This window comes from Clostridium sp. OS1-26 (assembly GCF_030915445.1).
Taxonomy (GTDB): domain Bacteria; phylum Bacillota; class Clostridia; order Clostridiales; family Clostridiaceae; genus Clostridium_AM.
The window spans coordinates 2,366,524-2,386,133 of record NZ_CP133264.1 but is presented as its reverse complement, the minus strand read 5'-3'; the positions used below and the strand labels follow the sequence as shown (position 1 = coordinate 2,386,133).

Genomic DNA, 19,610 nt, shown 5'->3' with positions numbered 1-19,610 from the left:
ATTATCTCGCACCTCCACTAAGTATTATTGGACTTTCAACCAGTGGAGCTTCTGGATCCTTTAACCAACATGATACTTCATGATTTTCACTTAACTTTGTAGGTTCTGGCATTTCCTCTCTGCATATAGGCATACAATATTTACATCTTGAAGCAAATGCACATCCAATAGGAGGTTTAAGCAGGTCGGGCGGTGTTCCTTGTATTGAATACAGCTCTCCTTTATGTTGAGTATCTAGTCTCGGAACAGACTGCAATAAAGCCCAAGTATATGGATGTTGAGCATTATAGAATATTTCATCAGTAGTTCCTCTTTCTATTACCTTCCCTGCGTACATTACCTGAATTCTATGAGCTATATCTGCCACTACACCTAAGTCATGAGTAATCATAACTACTGCTGTTCCAAGTCTTTCTTGAAGTTCTTTTATAAGATCTATTATTTGAGCTTGTATTGTAACATCAAGAGCTGTAGTTGGCTCATCTGCAACTAATATTTTAGGATTACAAGCAAGTGCAATAGCTATCATAACTCTCTGTCTCATGCCACCTGAAAATTCATGTGGGTATTGCTTTATTCTCTTTTCTGCATTAGGTATATTAACTAATTTAAGCATTTTTTCTGCTTCTTTTAAGGCCTCTGCTTTGCTCATTCCTCTATGAATAATTAAACTTTCTGCAATTTGATCTCCAACCTTAGCTGTAGGATTTAATGAAGTCATAGGATCCTGGAAAATCATGCTTATTTCCTCTCCTCTAAGCTTCTTTAATTCCTTTTCAGGCATATCTAAAATATTTTTCCCATTGAATAATATTTTTGATTCTTTTTTTATTTCTCCTGGAGGAGTCTGTATTAGTCTCATCAATGATTTTGCTGTTACTGTTTTTCCACAACCAGATTCTCCAACTATAGCTAAAGTCTCTCCTTTATTTAGGTAAAAATCCACGCCTCTAACGGATTGGACTTCCCCTGCATAAGTATGATAAGATACTCTTAAATTTTTAACCTCTAAAACCTTTTCCATCTTTTAGTCCTCCTCTACTATTGACGTAATCTTGGGTCTAGTGCATCTCTTAAGCCATCTCCTAAGAGGTTAAAAGAAAGCATAGTCAAACTTATAAATAATGATGGGAAAAATAGTTGTGTTGGGTAAAACATTAGATATTGCTGTGCTGTAGCCGCTATTGCTCCCCAACTTGTATTTGGAGACTGTATTCCAAGTCCTATGAAGCTTAAAAAAGCCTCGCCAAATATAAATATAGGTACATCAAAAGTTATTGCAACAATCATAATTCCTATTGTATTTGGAAGTAAATGTTTAAGTATAATTCTCATCGGACTTGCACCAAGAGCTCTCGCAGCTAATACATACTCCTGCTCTTTTATCTGCATAACTTGTCCTCTAATAAGTCTTGCCATGCCAACCCATCCTGTAATTGTCATAGCAATTATAATTGACATTATTCCCTTACCTAAGATAAGTGACATTAAAACTACTACTATTAAATATGGTATACTAATTAAAACCTCTACAATTCTCATCATAATATCATCTACTTTTCCACCAAAGTAACCAGCAATTCCACCGTATAGTACACCAACAACAGTATCAATAAGCGCACCTATTAATCCTATTATAAGAGATACTCTTCCACCAATACACACTCTCGCGAACATATCTCTTCCTAAATCATCTGTACCAAAATAATGTTTTCCACTTGGCCCTAAGTTTATTGCCGAAGAGTCATTAACCATAAACTTATAAGGAGTAAGATAAGGCCCTATAATACATAATAAAGTTATTATTGCTAATGTTATCAACGAAGCTATAGCAACTTTGTTTTGTTTTAACCTTCTCCATGCATCTTCCCAATATGTTATATTAGGTCTTACTATTTCATTTCCAGTAAAATCGTTACAACCTATAATATTAAATTTTTCTTTTCTCGATTGAATTTTATTTTCTACTAATTCAGCCATCACACTATACCCCCTATCTCTTTGCACCATCTAGTCTTATTCTTGGGTCTATTAGAGCATAAAGAATATCTACTACTAATAAAGCCACAACATATAGAGCGGCATAGAAAACCGTCATTCCCATAATCATAGAAAAATCTCTATTAGTTATACTAGTTACAAAGTTTGAACCTAAGCCCGGTATTGAAAAAATAGTTTCTATTATAAAGGATCCTACCATTATTCCAGCTATCTGTGGTCCTAATATAGTTATAGCAGGAAGTATAGCATTTCTTACAATATGTTTCCATACCAAATTAAATCCTGAAACTCCTTTAGCCTTTGCCGTAAGTATATAATCTTGACCTATTACTTCCAAACAACTTGTCCTCATATATCTTGCATAGGTAGCAATTGATGCAAAGCTTAAGGCAAGTGCAGGAAGTACTGAATATTTGAAACTTCCCCATCCAGTTGTAGGGAATAATGTCACTTTCACCGTTAAAGAATATTGAAGTAGAGCAGCTACAACGAAACTCGGTATGGATACTCCCAAAAGAGCTATAAATATGACAAGAAAATCCGGTTTTTTATTTCTATTGAATGCGGCAATAATTCCTAACACTATACCTACAACAAAACCAAAGGCTATAGCTTGCAATCCTATTTGTGCTGTTACTGGTATTTGCTGCTTTATAGTATTTTTAACGTCTCTACCAGGATTAGTAAGAGATTCACCTAAATCTCCTTTAACTAGGTTTTTTAAGTAAATTACATATTGCTGTGAAACAGGTTTATCAAGTCCGTATTTAGCATAATAATTAGCCTTTATTTCAGCAGGCAGATCTCTGGCAAGACCTGATAGCGGATCCCCTGGTATAGCATGCATTAGCCCAAAAGTTATAGTTATAATAACCCACAAAGTTACTATCATATACCCTATTCTTTTTAGAATAAATTTAAGCATGATGATTCCCCCAATTCAATTACATATTAAGCATTAAAACAACTCTGTTGTTTTGAAAACATTTATTTGAATCTATCTTCATAAATACTACAGCAGAGTATTAAAATACACTGCTGTAGCCAAGAAAACCTTTACTTTGAATCTCTTCCTTCAGTATAAGCATATTTAAATTCTAGTGTTGATCCAAATAATGTGTCGCTCATTCCTTTAACATAAGTTCTTCTATAATTTGTCTTAATTCTATAATCTATTGGAGCTATAGGAAGATCATCATGTAATAGGATTTGTTCCGCTTCTTTAAATGCTTCAAATCTCACCTTTTGGTCCATAGTTTTTGATGCCTTATCTATTAATTCATCATACTTTGCATTTGACCAAGAAGTTCTATTCATATCCGAATTAGTTGTCCACATATCTAGCATTGTCATAGGATCATTATAGTCTCCAGTCCAAGCCATTGCAGCCAATTGAAAGTCTTTCCCTTTCTTTGTCTTATCCTGGAATATTCCCCAATCCATGTAATCAATCTTAACCTTACATCCTAAAGCTTTCTGGAAGGCCTGTTGCCTGTACTCTTCCATTTGTCTTGCTCTTGCATCTGTGCCTGCAGCTGTTACAGTGACAGTTAAGTTTGCTGGATCTGAATCCATACCTAATTCTTTTAACCCTTCAACAAGTAATGCCTTAGGATCTTTTACTTCTTCTTTTAACTTCTTAAGAGGCTCTTCTGCAGCCTTAGTTCTAAAATCTTCTCCTCCAATTTGCATTCCTGGTGGAACCCATCCATAGAAGGCTTTTCTAGTAAGTGGATATAATGTCTTTTCAGCATCTTCTCTATCAAAAGCTAGTGTAAACGCCTTTCTTACCTTAGCATTTGAGAATAGCTTATCTTTAGTATTGAAGAACATATAATCTGATGATGGATCTACTCCTGCTACATGCTCAAATTTCTTAGTAGTTTCTAATTTATCTATCCATTCTTTCTTCTCAACATCCGCTGAATCTATGGATCCGTTGTATAGTTCATTCATTCTTGATTGAGTATCTTCTATAATTTTTAATGTAACCTTGCTTAATTTAACTTTATCTTTATCCCAATAATTTGGATTCTTTTCTAACTCCATTTTATTTTTATGAACCCAGCTTTTAACTATAAATGGCCCTGAAGAAATTACCGTATCGGATTCCGAACCATATTTTTCTCCACTCTTCTCTACTATATCTTGTCTTTGAGGTGTAAATACTCTAAAGTAAGTTGTATTTAGGAAATAAGCACAAGGTTGAGCTAATTTTATTTCTAAAGTCTTATCATCCAAAGCCTTTATTCCTACATCCTCTGCACTACCTTTACCTTTGTTATATTCTTTTGCACCTTTTATAGTATATAACATATAAGAGTATTCTGATGCTGTAGCAGGATTCAATGTTCTTTTCATAGCATATTCATAATCCTTAGCTTTTACTTCTTGTCCATCGGACCACTTATTGCTTCTCAATTTAAAGGTCCAAGTCAATCCATCTTCTGAAGTTTTCCAGCTTTCAGCTCCTGCTGGCTTAACTGCATCTTTTCCATTTTCCTTTTCACATCTTGTTAAAGCCTCTTGAGTATCAGTTATTACTATGTTACTGTACCTATCTGTAGATCTTGATGGGTCTATTGTCTTTGGCTCCATCTGTAAAACTAAATTCATATACTGTTCCTTATCCACCTTTCCACTCGTTCCACTGGTTGCTGTGCTTCCTCCTCCACAGCCTACAAACATAGTGGTGGAAACTATTACCGTTGTAAGCATTAACGTCAATAATTTTTTGCTTTTCATAAGACATCCCCCTTTTAATCGTCAAAATTTGCGAAATTTAAAGATAATTCTTTATATAATATATCATCGTTTAAAACCTACATAACCATCTGAAAGTATGAGTGAATAGGTTGAAATATTCATTTTTGCAAACCATACTTTAGTATAATTATAATTCAACTTCAAAAAATAGCTTATTTTCCCATAAAAATATTAAAAAATAAGTCATATAAATACAAAAATAAAAAATTTATCATGCAAAAAGAATTTTAATTTCTTTCATCTGTCTATTTTTTCGCAATTGACCGTTTCTTCTAATTAAATATCGCACATAAATTTTAATAACATTAAAATTTGATTCATTTTTCCTAAAATGTAATTAATTGATTAGACTAAAGTATGATTACCACTATGGATATATAATCATTATTAATAATTATTTTTCAAAAATGTATAATATATTATTCTATGTATTAAATTTGTAATAAAAAAACACTATGAAACTCATCTAAATCAAATGAATCTCATAGTGTTTTTATTACATTATAAGTTTTAAAATCTTAAATCTCTTTCACCTTTTTCTATCCTTGCAAGCTTTTCTATTGTTTCCTTGCGAACTCTTTCATCTGGAATATCTAATAAATTCTTTTCTATAGTTTCTGCTCCAACAACACGTAATTCTTCATCAGCATAATCTATTAAATATTCTTTAAATGTTAGTATTGCATTAGGTAAACAGAAATTGTGTATTGTACCACTCTTTGCAAACTCCATAAATCTATCGCCAGTTCTTCCAGCTCTATAGCATGCAGTACAATAACTTGGAATGTAACCAGATTTACAAAGATTTTTAAGAATTTCAGATGGCGTACGATGATCAGCTACTTCAAATTGAGGTTTTTCATCAGAATGCTTAAGTGCATTCTTCTCTGAATAACTTCCAACCCCTACACAGGAGCCTGCACTTATTTGTGATATTCCAACTGATATAACCTTATCTCTAAAGTTTGATTCTTCTCTAGTAGAAAGAATCATTCCAGTATACGGAACTGCCAATCTCAAAACTGCAACTATTTTTATAAATTGCTCATCAGTAATTAAGTATGGGAACTCTTTAATATCTACTCCATCAGCGGCTCTTAATCTTGGCATAGATATAGTATGCGGACCAACTCCTGTTGCTTCTTCAAGATGTTCAGCATGCATAAGCATGGCCACTGTGTCGTATTGATGATCATATAGACCATAAAGTACACCTATTCCTACGTCATCAATACCTGCAGCTCTTGCTCTGTGCATAGCTGTAGTATGCCAATTGTAGTTATGTTTTGGGCCAGTAGGGTGCAATTGTTCATAAGTTGGTTTATGGTAAGTTTCTTGGAAAAGTGTATATGTTCCTATTTCTGCATCGTTTAATCTTTTATAATCCTCTACAGTAGTTGCTGCTATATTAATATTTATACGTCTAATACTTCCGTTTTTAAATTTCATTGAATAAATAGTTTTAATGCAGTCGATTATATAATCTAAAGAGCAATTTTTAGGATCTTCTCCTGCTTCAAGCACAATTCTTTTGTGACCTAGAGCTTCAATATGTTCTATTTCTTCTTTTATCTCATCCATAGTTAATTTCCTTCTTGGGAAATCTTCATTTGAACACTTATATCCACAATACTTACATCCGTTAACACAATAGTCACTTACATAAAGTGGCGCAAATAGCACTATTCTGTTACCATAAATAGTTTCTTTTATCTTTCTTGCAGCACTAAACATTTCCTCTAATATTTCTTTATCCTCAATATTTAATAATACTGCTGCTTCTCTGTGCGTAAGTCCTTTGCAGCTTTTTGCCTTTTCAATAAGATTCATCACATATTCTCTGTCATTGGCCTTTTTCTTTCCCTCTTCTATAGACTCTCTTATCTCCGAGTCTATAATAAACTCCTCTGCTAAATACTCTCTCATTTTTATTCCTCCTATAATTTTTCAAAATATTATTCTTTTAAAAACATTTTATTTCAATAAAAAATTATAATTTTATTTTAAAAACAAGTGAAGTATACCTTCTCTTAGTTTTAAAAATCACTACAAAAAATAAAAACTTTCCCTAAAATACTCTATCTGTCAAATAAGCTTAAATTCAAAAATTTAAACCATTGACTAGTCAGAATTTCTTCTTTTAAGAATAGAATTGTTTCTTAAATCGGAAATTCATTGTATTCTTAGGGAAAGTTAGATTATTCGCAAATTATAGATATATAAAATATATACCGACTACCTACTTATAAATCTACAATCCCTCCAGATTAGAGCATTCCTCTCTGTTAGGTAAAAAGTATAGATAGTGTTATTTATGTGTCAAATATTTCAGAAACTTTCCAAAATTATCTGAATTCATAAATAACTTGGTTAATTATAATTTTATCACTATATTTGTTAATAATCAAATCTAATAATTTAAAATTTACTTTAATATTATTTATTCATATTGTTCTCCATCTTTATTATTCCATCCACTTTCATTATAAGCTCTCTTTTCTATAGTTTGTTTTATCTGATTTTTTGAAAATCTAGTTCCTTCTCTGAACCCTTTTTGTTTATAGTTTCTTTTATCACCTATCTTCATATATAAAACCCCTCCATTATTTACTAATTTATAAAAAGTTTTTGCTTAGTTTTTATACCTTTTTAATTAACTTATTATTCTTGTTATTTATAATATCCTATAGTAATAATTATTATACTTGTACATATTACCTATGCCTAAGCTTTGACAAGCTATCTAGGTTACTTGACGATCAGTTAGAAATTCTATATATTAATGCCATCTTTTGCTTTTAACATAATACATTCTTAAAAATAACGTTATTATAAAAGTAGTTGCTAATATAAAAGCCATACTTTCTATCATATGATTCGGAAAATAAATCCATACAAAATAGAAAGGTACACATATGACAAAATCACAAAGTATAAACGCCAATAAAACTAGTCCTTGTTTTTTAATAAAGTAATAATAATAAAAAGCTATATCCAAAATAGCTAGTGAAATCATAAATAATAGATATGAAATGTTTTTAAATCCATTTTTAATTAAACCTCCACTAAAATACTGAATATCTTCACCACTGTGGAATATTCCAATGATTTGAAGCAAACATCCTATAATAAAAACAACAACACCTGCTTTAATAAGCATTTTTGTAAATATACTACGATTCTTTAATATATAGTTCATTTCAGTAACTACAGAATTCTCTTGTCCAAAACGCTCCAATGCCTTGTCTATACTCTCTTCTTCACTTAGTCCTTGCTTTTTTAATTCTTCTACTTCTTCATACAGATGATTTCTCATTTCCTCCTTCAATATTTTTGTATCTTCATCTGCATTATCAAAATTCCCATAAATATTATCAATATATATCTCGACCTTATCAATATATTGCTCAATTTTCTTCATCTAATATAACCTCCATAAAATTATTTAACAATGATTTTAAAAGCGCCCATTCTTCTACCTTTTCCGAAAAATACTTCCTGCCTTCTTCAGTAATTCTGTAGTACCTTCTTCTTCCACCTCCGGTTTTTTCATCATCATTCCAATATCCTTCTAAATAATTCTTTTTTTCTAACCTTTTTAAGGATACATATAAAGTAGCTTCCTTTATTTCAAATTTTTCTTTTGATTTTTCCTTTATTCTTTTAGCAATTTCATATCCGTACATATCATCATCTTGTAAAACACATAATATGATTGTGTCAATATAACCTTTCAGTATTTCTTTATCAAATTCCAATGAGTAAACCTCCTTAATAAATTCATTTTATTATACAAACTACTTTATATTATTAAGTACTATTATACTATATAATAATGTAAACTACTATATTATGTGATATAGTTTTATAGAATTTCATAAGACATATTTATAAATTATTTGACAAGAATTTTACATTTATTTTTTCAAATACTTTAATTTACTAACCTAAAATATTAATAAGCTGAGTTGATATAATATACTTTTAGTGGTATATTTATTTTACAAATGTATATACACTTGTAAAATAAATATGTATCATTGGAGGAACTTGTATGGAGATTAATTTTAAAAATGAAATATTAAAATTAAAAAAAGAAAGAAATGCTATAATTTTAGCCCATTATTATCAAAGATATGATATTCAAGATATAGCAGATGCAATTGGCGACTCTTATTATCTAAGTAAAATAGCCAAAGATTGTGAGGAAAAAGTAATAGTATTCTGTGGTGTAAAATTTATGGCTGAAAGCGCTAAAATACTTTCTCCTGAAAAAACTGTTTTACTTCCAGTAATAGATGCTGGATGTCCTATGGCAGATATGACCGATGCTGAGGGTGTTCAAGAATTAAAGAAAAAGCATCCAAATGCAAAGGTTGTATGTTATATAAATTCTTCTGCAGAAGTGAAGGCTGTATCCGATGTATGCTGTACTTCTTCCAACGCTCTCAAAATAATAAGAAATTTAAAAGAAGAGGAAATAATATTTTTACCTGACAAAAACTTGGGAAGTTATATTCAAGAACAAATTCCTGAGAAAAAATTTATTTTATGGAATGGATTTTGTATAACTCACAAAAAAGTTAGACCTGAAGAATTAGCTAAAGCTAAAAACTTACATCCAGACATACTAATTGCAGCTCATCCTGAATGTGAAAAGCCTGTTAGAGATGCTGCTAATTTCATTGGAAGTACTGGAGAAATTATAAATTATGTTAACAAAAGTTCTAACAAAAAATTTCTTATAGTTACCGAGGAAGGTGTTCTTCATCAAATGAAATTGAATGACCCTGATAAGGAATTTTACATTCCTGGTGGCGGAATGAGCTGTATCAACATGAAAAAAACCTATTTAAAAGATGTATATAATTGTCTTTTAAACATGGAATATAATATAGAGTTAAACGAGGACCTACGACAAAAAGCTTACAATGCTTTATCAAACATGCACAAGCTTGGAGGTTAAAATATATGGATATAATTACTGATATTTTGATTATTGGTACTGGTGTTGCTGGGTTATATTCGGCTCTAAACTTGAGCGATAATCTTAATGTAGTTATGATTTCTAAAGGAAGAAAAGATGAATGTAATACTGCTTTAGCTCAAGGCGGAATATCTGTAGCAAGAGGATATACAGACATAGATCTTTTTACAGAAGATACTTTAAAAGCTGGCAAATACGAAAATGATATTGATGCTGTCAAGGTTCTAGTAAACGAATCTATAAATAATATAGATATTCTTTGCAAACTTGGAATAGATTTTGAAAAAGATAAGGAAGGTTTATGTTTTACACGTGAAGGTGCTCATAGCATCAATAGAATTGTTTATTATAAAGACATAACTGGAAGAAGAGTTGAAGAAATTCTTTTAATCAAAGTAAAATCAAAAAGTAATATTACTATATATGAAAATTGTGAGCTAGTAGATATATTAAAAAACAATAATATATGTACTGGAGCAATTTGTATAAAAGATAATGAACAAATAAACATTCATGCTAAGGTCACCATATTAGCAACAGGTGGTATAGGAGGAATCTTTAAAAATTCTACAAATCAAAGAATAATTACAGGTGATGGCATATCTATAGCTATACGAAATAATATAAAAGTTAAAAATCTAGACTATATACAATTTCATCCTACAGCATTCTTTGATGAGAGTTTAAATAGTAGAAAATTTCTAATTTCAGAATCAGTACGGGGTGAAGGAGGAAAACTTATAAATAACAAAGGCGAAAGATTTGTAGATGAATTACTTCCAAGAGACATAGTTACAAAACATATATGTGAGGAAAAGATAAGAACTAATTCTAAAAATGTTTATCTTGATGTTAGTTTTATGAGTAAAGATTTTTTATTAAAAAGATTTCCCAATATATATGAAGAGTGTTTAAAAAATTGTGTAGATATATGCAAGGAACCAATTCCAGTTTCTCCTGCACAACATTATTTTATGGGGGGAATAGATGTAAATTTATACGGACAAACCTCCATGAATAATTTATATGCCTTTGGTGAGGTTAGCTGTACAGGTGTCCATGGTGCAAATAGATTAGCTAGTAATTCTCTATTGGAAGGTCTGGTATTCTCGAGAAGAGGTGCGGAGAAGATAAATAAGGAAATACAAAATATAAAAGTTGAGATGACAAAACCAGAAAAGATTAAGTGCACTTTAGAAAATTATAAAAATTTAAATAAAAATGTTTTAATTAATGCATTATGTAAATTGAGAGGAGACATAAGTAATGAATTGGTTACTTGCTGATGATCTTATAAAGAAGGCTTTAGAGGAAGATATACAATATGGAGATGTAACAACTGAATCTATAGTGAGCAGCGGCCAAAAAGCAGCTGTAGATCTAATTGCTAAAGAAGATGGTATAATAGCTGGAATTGACGTCTTTAAAAGAGTTTTTCATATCCTTGGAGATGCAGAGGTAAAGTTATATATACAGGATGGAGAAGAAGTTAAAAAAGGTGATAAGCTTGGGGAAATCTTAGGAAATACTAAAACTTTACTTAGTGGAGAAAGAGTTGCCTTGAATTTTCTTCAAAGAATGAGCGGAATAGCTACGCTTACAAAAAAATTTGTAAAAAAACTTGAAGGAACTAATGTTAAACTTTTAGATACAAGAAAAACCACTCCAAATATGAGAGTTTTTGAAAAATATGCAGTGAAAATTGGCGGCGGAACTAATCATAGATTTGGATTAAATGATGGAGTTTTAATAAAAGATAATCATATAGATGCTGCTGGTGGAATTAAAAACGCTATTGATTTAGTAAAAAAAAATGCTCCTTTTGTTAGAAAAATAGAGGTGGAGGTTGAAACCTTAACTCAACTGAAAGAAGCCTTAGAGTGTGGTGCTGATATAATTATGCTTGATAATATGAATATAGAAACGTTAAAAACTTCAGTAGAAATTATAAACGGCAAAGCTGAAATTGAAGCTTCAGGAAATGTTACATTAAACACAATAGATTCTATAGCTAAAACTGGAGTAAATTTTATATCTACTGGAGCACTTACTCATTCTTTTAAAGTGCTAGACATAAGCATGAAAAACTTAAGATATATATAATAACAATATAATGGCAAGAATAAATATGCATTTATAAAAAGATTAAAATTAAATAATATAATATTAAATTTCAATATTTTTTCTAATAAGATATTGTAATTTTAGAAAACTTTCTATAGTATTAAACCCTCTTATAAAACTCAAAATAAGTGTGTAATAGATAGTTTATAAGGAGGGCTTTCACAATGGGAAATGAACAAGACAGAGAAAAAAATTCCTTAATAGAAAAAAGAAGACTTGAAGAAAAAACTGAACATCGTTTAGATGAATTAATTACTACTGTGGAAAATTACACTAGAACTGAAAGACATCTTGAGCAATATTCAGAAATAGGCGATCCTAAAGGAAAAGCTCATGCAAGAGATATTCAAGCAGCTAGAAAAGCTGAAATTCAACATTTAAAAAATACTATAATATATGGCGATACTTATGACGATCATCCACTTGAAAATCTTAAAGAAAATATAGAAGATACAAAAGAATATGTAGATCATTTTGGTTCAAAAATGGATGATCAAACTCTTAAAAATATAAAAGAAAAACAAGAAAATAGAGAAGAGGCTTACGATCAATTAAGATTTGATTAAAGTATTGATTAACTACCTTAGATAAAATTGTATTCTATCTAAGGTAGTTATTATTTTAAATATAATATAAATTATATTTCTCTAGCCGTTCTTTTTGTAGCGGCATTCAAGGCATTAAATAATACAAAAGCAGCTATAGTATTTATTAAAGTTGCAGGCAGTATCACTGATATAAACAATACCTTAAAACTTGCAGGCAATCCTACTGTTATTAAAGCTGTAAACAGAAATGATGATCCGCTTACTATAGTACCTATTACTGCAGTTAAAATAATTTTTACTTGATTACTCGGTATATTTCTTAAAGGTATCAATAAACAGAATATTACATTCATAGTTATTAGTTTATCTACTATATTAGCTAACTGACCTCCAGGAAAAGTTGTTGTGGCAGCTGATAATAAGCCTGCTACAATTCCAGCACTTAAACAAGTTTTATAATCATCATTTAAAATTAATATGATAAATAGCATCACAAGAGAAAAATCTGGCTTCATTCCTAATAATATAGGTGGAGCAACTTGGTGAATAACTGCACCTATTCCTAAAAATAGTGAATTTATAATAATTCTTTTTAAATTTATTCTTGAATTCATAAAAAATCTCTCCTTTAAATAATAACTTTCTATATATTTATATTTAATGAAACTCCATCTGAAACTAAGAATCCTGTTTATGAGCGCTCTTAAAACTTTCAATAAAGCATAAAATAGACAACCTATTTAAATAAGCTTAGTTTTTATAAAAAATAAAAAACTCCATCCTAAAAATTAGGACGGAGTTATCCGCGGTACCACCTAAATTGTATTTAAAAATATATATATAATTAAACACCTCTCATCTTCAAGCACTAACATGCTCTAACCATTATAACGTACGGCTAACGGTAACCACTACTCTTCAATAATCTTGAATTTCGATTTACTCCTCTAAGGTCCATTCACTACTTGTTGTTATACTGAGATCCCACCACCCTCAGCTCTCTGTGATTAAACATAATAGCTACTCTTCCTCGTCAAAGGATTGCCATTTATTAATTTAACAACATTATAATACTATTAATCTATTATTGTCAATATAAACAAATATTTTTTATCGATTTGCATAATATGTTAACAAATTCCAAACCTGTCTTTGGTAAATACCTATTATTATCCTCTATTCTTAATATAAGTGGAAGCTCTATATGATAGCTAATCCATCTTTTATCAACTATTGTTGCTGACTTACTGGCCTTGTAGTATATTTTATTAAAGTCTGCATTTATATTTATTTTTTCAAGATTTCGTAAATCCTCATTATTCTCATCTTCTTCTAATTGAGCACCAATAATTCTTCTTATTTCATCTTTTAACTTTATTGCATGAAACTCATCTTCTTTACTTCCTGAAGATATTTCAATATCATTGCCACAATGTTCTACTCCATGACCATGAATTTCAACCAAATATTTTGGATTACATTTCTTTAATGCCACGTAATAATCACTATAATTATTGTTCTTATTTTTATTTGGGTCTATAAAATAATTACATGCACATAAAAAGTTGCAATTTAAGCTTTCTGCTATGTTATATCCAATATACCCTGTGTTTTGATCTCCATATATATGCTCCTCACAAGGCATAATAAAAGTTCCTACTGGAGTATGATGCGGCGCACCTATTACTATATTCGATTGATGATTCATTTTTGAAATTAATATGCTTGTGTCATTTATTTTTAATATGTCTGCTATACTTGGATACAAAAAATCACCTCCAGATGTTAACTCATAGATATACTTATTATGTTCCATCTGTAACAAAAGTTTTCTGTTAAATCATTTCATTTTCTGTAAATAATTGAATTTTTTCTAAATCAATGAATTGTTATAAATAGAATAAAACATATCACACAAGGAGAAAATAATCTTTGAAAGGGGAGTTATAAATGGTTAAGAAAAAAGTTGAGATATTTACAAAAGACAAGGAATATAAATACAAAGATAAAAATCAAGAAACACGAAGAGCTGCTAAAGAAACACCTGGACTATCAGGAAAATTTTCAGCAAAGTAATCTTTTGATATGAATTAAAAGATTTATTTATTAAATAAAATTATAAAGGTGAGATGAAATTATGAGTAAGAAAAAGGTATTTAAAAAAGATAGTTCAAATAGCATCCTAAATTCCGTAGCACAATCTATGAAAGATCATAATGAAAATAGTTTAGATTCAACAACTGGATATATGGACCACGGTAATGACTCTATTTATCAGGCAAAAGGAAGAGTTATGCGCAACAATGATAACGGTTCACACTTTTAAAACAACTTATTTAGCTTTATCATAATTATAGTCTCTTGATAAACAGAGTTCTTGGCATCAGATGGAGTTTTAACTCCACCTGATGCTTAGAAATCGTTATCCAGGGACGTAGCCGCTCTTTACTCCCGCTTGGAGAAGCGGGAGCATTAGAGCGGGTAGTCATCGGATAAAGCGAAACTTACTTCAGATGAGGTTTTAGTCTACGCCCCTGGGCGATTCCGCCCGTTAAATGCCATTTAGGCATTTAACCCCATCTGAAGTCTGCTTGAACGAATCTAGAGGCGTAATACGCTCTTTACTTCATACCTATACTATGCTTTTATCTTTATTAAATAAAGTATCATAAAAATAATTAATAATTTCACTTCTTTTTATTATTCCTATGAAAGTTCTATTGTCATCTACCACTGGAACAAAATTTTGATTTACCGAAAGCCTTAATAGATCTTCTATGTTTGAATCGATAAAAACAGACTTATTACACCTACGTCTTGATACTTCCTTAAGCAGCACATCATATGCATTATTAAAATTTAATCCAGGAGTATTTTTTAGCTTCCAAAGTAAATCTCCTTCTGTTAAAGTCCCTACATATTTACCTTTATCATCAATAATTGGAATCGCTGTATATCTTTCTTTCTCCATCAATTCTAATACTTGTCCCATCGTTGTACTTAAGGTTGCATAAATTACATCACTCTTTGGTGTGAGAAAAAATGCTATGTTCATATCCTTCTCATTCCTTTATTAATTACTTAATTAATTATATGTATATTTGACTATATATATTTTGCCTTATATAAATTTTTCTATACAACTGTAAAGTTTAATCTAAATGCCTTACAATTGAAGTTACCATACTGTAAGGCATTTAGGCATCTTTAGTCAGCTTTGTTTGAGTATTCGGTTTTAACATATAGAAGTTTTCTTAACATATCAGTTATGCGTTCCTCCATATTTTCATCTATGTCCACTTTATTCTTATTAATGTGCTCTAATGCTATTTTTAAACCCTTAATCGTGTTTTCAATTTCTTCCAAACTTAAAAGCATCAATATGTCCTCTCTCATTTTTGTTGCCCCCTTCTCCCATAAACTTTTAGAAACATATCTAAAATTTTCAGTTTGAGACCTAACACGCATAGTTATATTGAACAAAATAAAATTTTATTTTTATTTTATTTCAATTTACAAATTATTGAGAAAATTAATTTGTTGATAATTTATATGTACCACAGATTATAGAAAATGACAAGTGACTTTTATAATTTTATCACTTGTCATTTTTCATCTGTATATTTTTATGCTTTAAGATTCTATATTGCCAATTTTGTTTCATAATATTTAATTTGATACTAATAGATAAAAATTAAAAGTTTGCTATAAAATCATAATATTCTTCTAGCATGTCTTCTGTGTATATTTTTCTACCCATTAGTCTATATATTATATCTGCTTTTTTATACCCTTCTTTATATAACTTATAATCTTTTAAAAGCCTCTTCAACATACCCTTATTTATTTGAAGAAGATATACTAATTCATCTATTTTATAGTAGTCTCTATATAACAAATCATTTAACCTCTGCTGCAATTCGAGTTTGTATTCTAAATCAAGCTTTCTGCTTTTATGCGGTCCGTTCTTCCCCCTATGGTGTTCAGAACAAAGATATTTAAAGTTAAGCGGAAAATCCACGCCTCCTTGGCTTCTATATACTATATGATGTTTATCCGCTTGCTTACCACAGACTTCACATTTAAGCAAATTTTCCCCTCCCACTAATAGATTAAATTAATTCACATTTATATTATAATTATATCACAGCTTCATTATGATTACACTTGTTAAAAATTATGAAAATTGTTTAATTTACAATATTTAAAATTGTCATTGAATTAACTTACAACTATTGCTATGATATTCTATAACGAATATTATTGTATGTTTAACTAATGTTCTATGGGGGGTTTTATTCTTGAATTCATTGTTTAAAATTATTATTTCTATGATTATATGGGGAAGTGTTGGGCTCTTTGTAAAAAACATCGACTTACCTTCAATGGAGACAGTTTTTTTACGCGCAATTATCGCTAGTGCTGTACTTATATTATATGGTGCAGCACTTAAATTTGGTAAAGAAAATAATAAAAAAATAGAATTAGATGAGTTGCAAAGGAAAAGTAGAAAGAAAAACATTTGTTTTCTTATTGCTTCAGGCATAGCTATGGGATTAAATTGGATATTTCTTTTTCAATCCTATAAATATACTACCGTCTCTAATGCTACTTTAAGTTATTATTGTGCTCCTGTATTTGTAATACTACTATCTCCTTTTGTACTAAAAGAAAATTTCACCAAGTCAAAGTTATTCGCCGTTATAGGAGCTATGGCTGGTCTCTTTTTAATAATGAGTAATCAAGCAACAACTGCAAATATTTCGTTTAATCATACTAAAGGTGTTATGTTTGGACTTATTGCAGCTATATTTTATGCTTCAGTGGTTTTACTGAATAAATATATTAAAGGTCTATCCGGATATGAAATGACAGTTATTCAAATTTCTACTGCAGCATTACTTCTTCTTCCTATCATACTCTATAGAAATAACCTTCATATATCTAGCATGAGAACAGCAATGTTTATATTGATTGTGGGAATAGTTCATACAGGAATACCTTATGTTGTGTACTTCTCTGCAATAAAAGATGTGAAAGCTCAGACAGTAGCCGTAGTAAGCTATATAGACCCAATTTCTGCTGTTATTTTTAGCACTATATTTTTGAATGAAAGCTTAACCTTGCTTCAAATCATAGGAGGAGCATTTATTTTGCTTTCAACCTTTTTTGGTAATAAAGAAAAGGAAAATGTTGAAGTTGTATCCGAAATAGATGAAATGTAATTTTATAATTTTACTGAAAAAAGTATAGAAAACAAAACCAGAAAGTTAACTTATACAGAGGGATATGTTTCCAAAGCTGAAGTAGATTTAAAAACTTTGTGCCAGTCTTAGTGAAGGGCTTTAAGAGAACCTTAGAACTTTAGAGTTGTTTGAGCACAGCGAGTTCTCGAAAGTTCTTAGGTTGTCTTGAAACACAAGATTTAGACTGGCTAAAAGTTTTTAACGTGCTGAAGCTTGGAAACATAGCCCGGCGTATAAGTTAATTTTCGGTCTTGGTTCTTTATATTAATCCATATTAGATTTTATTTTCACTAGTTTTTCTTTCAATGTATTAATACCTTGGTCTCCACCCTTTAAACTATTAAGTTCTTCAAGACTGCTTGATCCAACACTTTGTAAATTTTTAACGGCTTCTTCAATTTTGCTTTCATCACCAGAGTTAACAGCATCTCTAAAGGAACTAAAGGCATTCACATAAGAGTTTAATAAAGCACTAGCTTTATCTGCAGACTGTATATCAAGGTTTATATTATTTATATAAGATTGTTTAAGAGCTTCAATTCCATTTGGAGTTTGAAGAGCAGATGCTTTATCTCTTAAGCTAACTAAATTTTGCTTATATGTGTCAATAGCAGAGTTACAACCTTTATATAGTTCAATAAACTTATCTAATGTGCTCATCATTGTATCAGGATTTTCAAAACTTGCTAGCATGTCTTCTGATGTAACCTTATTCACAACATCACTAAAATAATTTTCAGCATTTGTACTCTCAGTCTTATAACCGTCACAGTATTCTGTTAGTTTATTTATATAATCTCTTTCTTCTTGAGTTATATATTCTGAACCTTTTAATAAATACTCAACTGGAAAATCTACTGAACCATATCCTCCAAGTAGAACTATATTTTTAAAATTGCCTCCATATATAAAGTCCTTCTGTTTAGTTATATCTTGTCCATCAATAAGTACTATTGGAGCATTAAGCTTTGATGCTAATGCACTACCTGATAATGCATCTGGGAAATTCTCTCCATTTGCAATAACAGCTGTATCAGTATCTAGGTTAAAGTGTTTACATACACTTAATGAAGTCTCATATCTATCTTGTCCTGCTAATTTTATTATCTTATCATTTGCTAATGATGGAAGCATACCTTTTATTTGATTTACAACATTATCTCCAACTGAAGCATAGCCACCAATTATATATACTTCACTAGGTTGGATATTTTTAATCATATCCGTAGCTTCATCAGATAAACTTGATGTTGAAGTCATTATTATTGGATATCCTTTTTGTGCTGCAATACTTGAAACACTTAATGCATCAGCAAATCCATAAGCATTTGCTATAACTACAGGAGTTCCCTTTTCTACATTCATTGAGTTTACAATATACTTATTGGTATCAAATCTGTCTTTTCCACCTAATCTAACAAAGTTGCTATAGCCCTGATTTTTCATATAATCTACAAATTCATTGCTAATAGATGCTGTTCCACCTAATAAATATATAGTTCCATTCTTGTCCAAATGGTCTTTTATGTACTGTATACTATCTGCGCTATCATTTACAGTTCCACCAGCCAACACTATTGGCGCATTTAATTTTTTAGAAAGTACACTTCCAGCTAAAGCATCTGGAAAATCCTTTCCACTTGCAATTATAACATTTTGAACTGTTCCACTGTTGAAGTTGTTTGAAATACTAATAGATGTTTTATATCTATCAGCACCATAAAGCCTATTAATATTGTACCCACTTTTTGCATACGCTACATTTGAAATTCCTAATGTAATAGCAGCAGCTGCAACTATACTTACTATTTTTTTCATTTATGTGTCCCCCTTGTAAACTTATTAATAGAATTGTAACATAGAAACATAAAATACACATTATGAAAATGCAGGAAAATATTAAAATTTAACGCTTTCCTGCATTTTCGTAATGTTTTA

Annotated in this window: 21 protein-coding genes and 1 other annotated feature; of the genes, 7 read left to right on the top strand and 14 right to left on the bottom strand. The window is 30.3% G+C overall.

What is annotated here, in order from left to right; translation table 11 throughout:
* Position 1: 1 nt before the first annotated feature.
* From RCG18_RS11630 to RCG18_RS11595, 8 genes are all read right to left on the bottom strand, one after another.
* Positions 2-1,024, bottom strand: a complete 1,023-nt coding sequence (locus RCG18_RS11630) for an ABC transporter ATP-binding protein (protein WP_308041449.1) — start codon at positions 1,022-1,024, stop codon at positions 2-4.
* A 17-nt stretch (positions 1,025-1,041) separates the two neighbouring features.
* Entirely contained in the window at positions 1,042-1,980 is a 939-nt protein-coding gene (locus RCG18_RS11625; protein ID WP_308041448.1) for an ABC transporter permease, read from the bottom strand.
* Between the two features lie 13 nt (positions 1,981-1,993).
* Positions 1,994-2,926, bottom strand: a complete 933-nt coding sequence (locus tag RCG18_RS11620) for an ABC transporter permease (RefSeq protein WP_308041447.1) — start codon at positions 2,924-2,926, stop codon at positions 1,994-1,996.
* Positions 2,927-3,057: 131 nt separating this feature from the next.
* Positions 3,058-4,746: a peptide ABC transporter substrate-binding protein gene (locus tag RCG18_RS11615; RefSeq protein WP_308041446.1), complete on the bottom strand. Its 1,689-nt coding sequence runs from the start codon at positions 4,744-4,746 to the stop codon at positions 3,058-3,060.
* A 531-nt stretch (positions 4,747-5,277) separates the two neighbouring features.
* Entirely contained in the window at positions 5,278-6,693 is a 1,416-nt protein-coding gene (gene hydG / locus RCG18_RS11610; RefSeq protein WP_308041445.1) for a [FeFe] hydrogenase H-cluster radical SAM maturase HydG, read from the bottom strand.
* Positions 6,694-7,207: 514 nt separating this feature from the next.
* Positions 7,208-7,354 carry a hypothetical protein gene (locus RCG18_RS11605; protein ID WP_178907044.1) on the bottom strand — a complete coding sequence of 49 codons (147 nt, stop codon included), beginning with the start codon at positions 7,352-7,354 and terminating at the stop codon, positions 7,208-7,210.
* A gap of 192 nt (positions 7,355-7,546) precedes the next feature.
* Entirely contained in the window at positions 7,547-8,188 is a 642-nt protein-coding gene (locus tag RCG18_RS11600; RefSeq protein WP_308041444.1) for a permease prefix domain 1-containing protein, read from the bottom strand.
* Positions 8,175-8,525 (bottom strand): PadR family transcriptional regulator, encoded by a 351-nt coding sequence (locus RCG18_RS11595; RefSeq protein ID WP_308041443.1) that lies wholly within the window; start codon positions 8,523-8,525, stop codon positions 8,175-8,177. Before RCG18_RS11595 ends, RCG18_RS11600 begins: the two co-directional genes overlap by 14 nt.
* Before the next feature lie 296 nt (positions 8,526-8,821).
* Between RCG18_RS11595 and nadA the strand changes: the two genes are divergently transcribed.
* From nadA to RCG18_RS11575, 4 genes are all read left to right on the top strand, one after another.
* Positions 8,822-9,733: a quinolinate synthase NadA gene (gene nadA / locus RCG18_RS11590; protein ID WP_308041442.1), complete on the top strand. Its 912-nt coding sequence runs from the start codon at positions 8,822-8,824 to the stop codon at positions 9,731-9,733.
* A gap of 5 nt (positions 9,734-9,738) precedes the next feature.
* Positions 9,739-11,040 (top strand): L-aspartate oxidase, encoded by a 1,302-nt coding sequence (locus RCG18_RS11585; protein ID WP_308041441.1) that lies wholly within the window; start codon positions 9,739-9,741, stop codon positions 11,038-11,040.
* On the top strand, positions 11,021-11,857 hold the full coding sequence (nadC, locus tag RCG18_RS11580) for a carboxylating nicotinate-nucleotide diphosphorylase (RefSeq protein WP_308041440.1): 837 nt from the start codon (positions 11,021-11,023) through the stop codon (positions 11,855-11,857). Before RCG18_RS11585 ends, nadC begins: the two co-directional genes overlap by 20 nt.
* 185 nt (positions 11,858-12,042) lie before the next feature.
* Positions 12,043-12,444, top strand: a complete 402-nt coding sequence (locus RCG18_RS11575) for a hypothetical protein (RefSeq protein ID WP_308041439.1) — start codon at positions 12,043-12,045, stop codon at positions 12,442-12,444.
* A 71-nt stretch (positions 12,445-12,515) separates the two neighbouring features.
* On the opposite strand, the gene RCG18_RS11570 is transcribed toward RCG18_RS11575, so the two are convergent.
* Both RCG18_RS11570 and RCG18_RS11565 read right to left on the bottom strand, forming a co-directional pair.
* The gene (locus RCG18_RS11570; RefSeq protein ID WP_308041438.1) at positions 12,516-13,040 is read right to left on the bottom strand and encodes a tryptophan transporter; all 525 of its coding nucleotides are present in this window, start codon (positions 13,038-13,040) and stop codon (positions 12,516-12,518) included.
* A 172-nt stretch (positions 13,041-13,212) separates the two neighbouring features.
* Positions 13,213-13,472, bottom strand: a binding site (T-box leader).
* Positions 13,473-13,516: 44 nt separating this feature from the next.
* A complete protein-coding gene (locus RCG18_RS11565) occupies positions 13,517-14,194 on the bottom strand; it encodes a hypothetical protein (protein WP_308041437.1) in 678 nt (225 codons plus the stop codon).
* A 182-nt stretch (positions 14,195-14,376) separates the two neighbouring features.
* On the opposite strand from RCG18_RS11565, the gene RCG18_RS11560 reads away from it, so the two are divergent.
* A complete protein-coding gene (locus tag RCG18_RS11560; RefSeq protein ID WP_308041436.1) occupies positions 14,377-14,502 on the top strand; it encodes a hypothetical protein in 126 nt (41 codons plus the stop codon).
* Positions 14,503-14,563: 61 nt separating this feature from the next.
* On the top strand, positions 14,564-14,752 hold the full coding sequence (locus RCG18_RS11555; protein WP_308041435.1) for a hypothetical protein: 189 nt from the start codon (positions 14,564-14,566) through the stop codon (positions 14,750-14,752).
* 306 nt (positions 14,753-15,058) lie between these two features.
* Here the strand turns inward: RCG18_RS11555 and RCG18_RS11550 are convergent, their stop codons facing one another.
* From RCG18_RS11550 to RCG18_RS11540, 3 genes are all read right to left on the bottom strand, one after another.
* Complete coding sequence (locus RCG18_RS11550; RefSeq protein WP_308041434.1) at positions 15,059-15,481, bottom strand: CBS domain-containing protein; 423 nt, start codon at positions 15,479-15,481, stop codon at positions 15,059-15,061.
* Positions 15,482-15,633: 152 nt separating this feature from the next.
* Entirely contained in the window at positions 15,634-15,822 is a 189-nt protein-coding gene (locus RCG18_RS11545; protein WP_308041433.1) for a hypothetical protein, read from the bottom strand.
* A 298-nt stretch (positions 15,823-16,120) separates the two neighbouring features.
* Positions 16,121-16,516 (bottom strand): HNH endonuclease, encoded by a 396-nt coding sequence (locus RCG18_RS11540; protein WP_308041432.1) that lies wholly within the window; start codon positions 16,514-16,516, stop codon positions 16,121-16,123.
* Positions 16,517-16,727: 211 nt separating this feature from the next.
* On the opposite strand from RCG18_RS11540, the gene RCG18_RS11535 reads away from it, so the two are divergent.
* Positions 16,728-17,651 carry a DMT family transporter gene (locus RCG18_RS11535; RefSeq protein WP_308041431.1) on the top strand — a complete coding sequence of 308 codons (924 nt, stop codon included), beginning with the start codon at positions 16,728-16,730 and terminating at the stop codon, positions 17,649-17,651.
* A gap of 285 nt (positions 17,652-17,936) precedes the next feature.
* On the opposite strand, the gene RCG18_RS11530 is transcribed toward RCG18_RS11535, so the two are convergent.
* Positions 17,937-19,490, bottom strand: coding sequence for a cell wall-binding repeat-containing protein (locus RCG18_RS11530; protein WP_308041430.1), 1,554 nt, complete (start codon positions 19,488-19,490; stop codon positions 17,937-17,939).
* Positions 19,491-19,610: the final 120 nt, after the last annotated feature.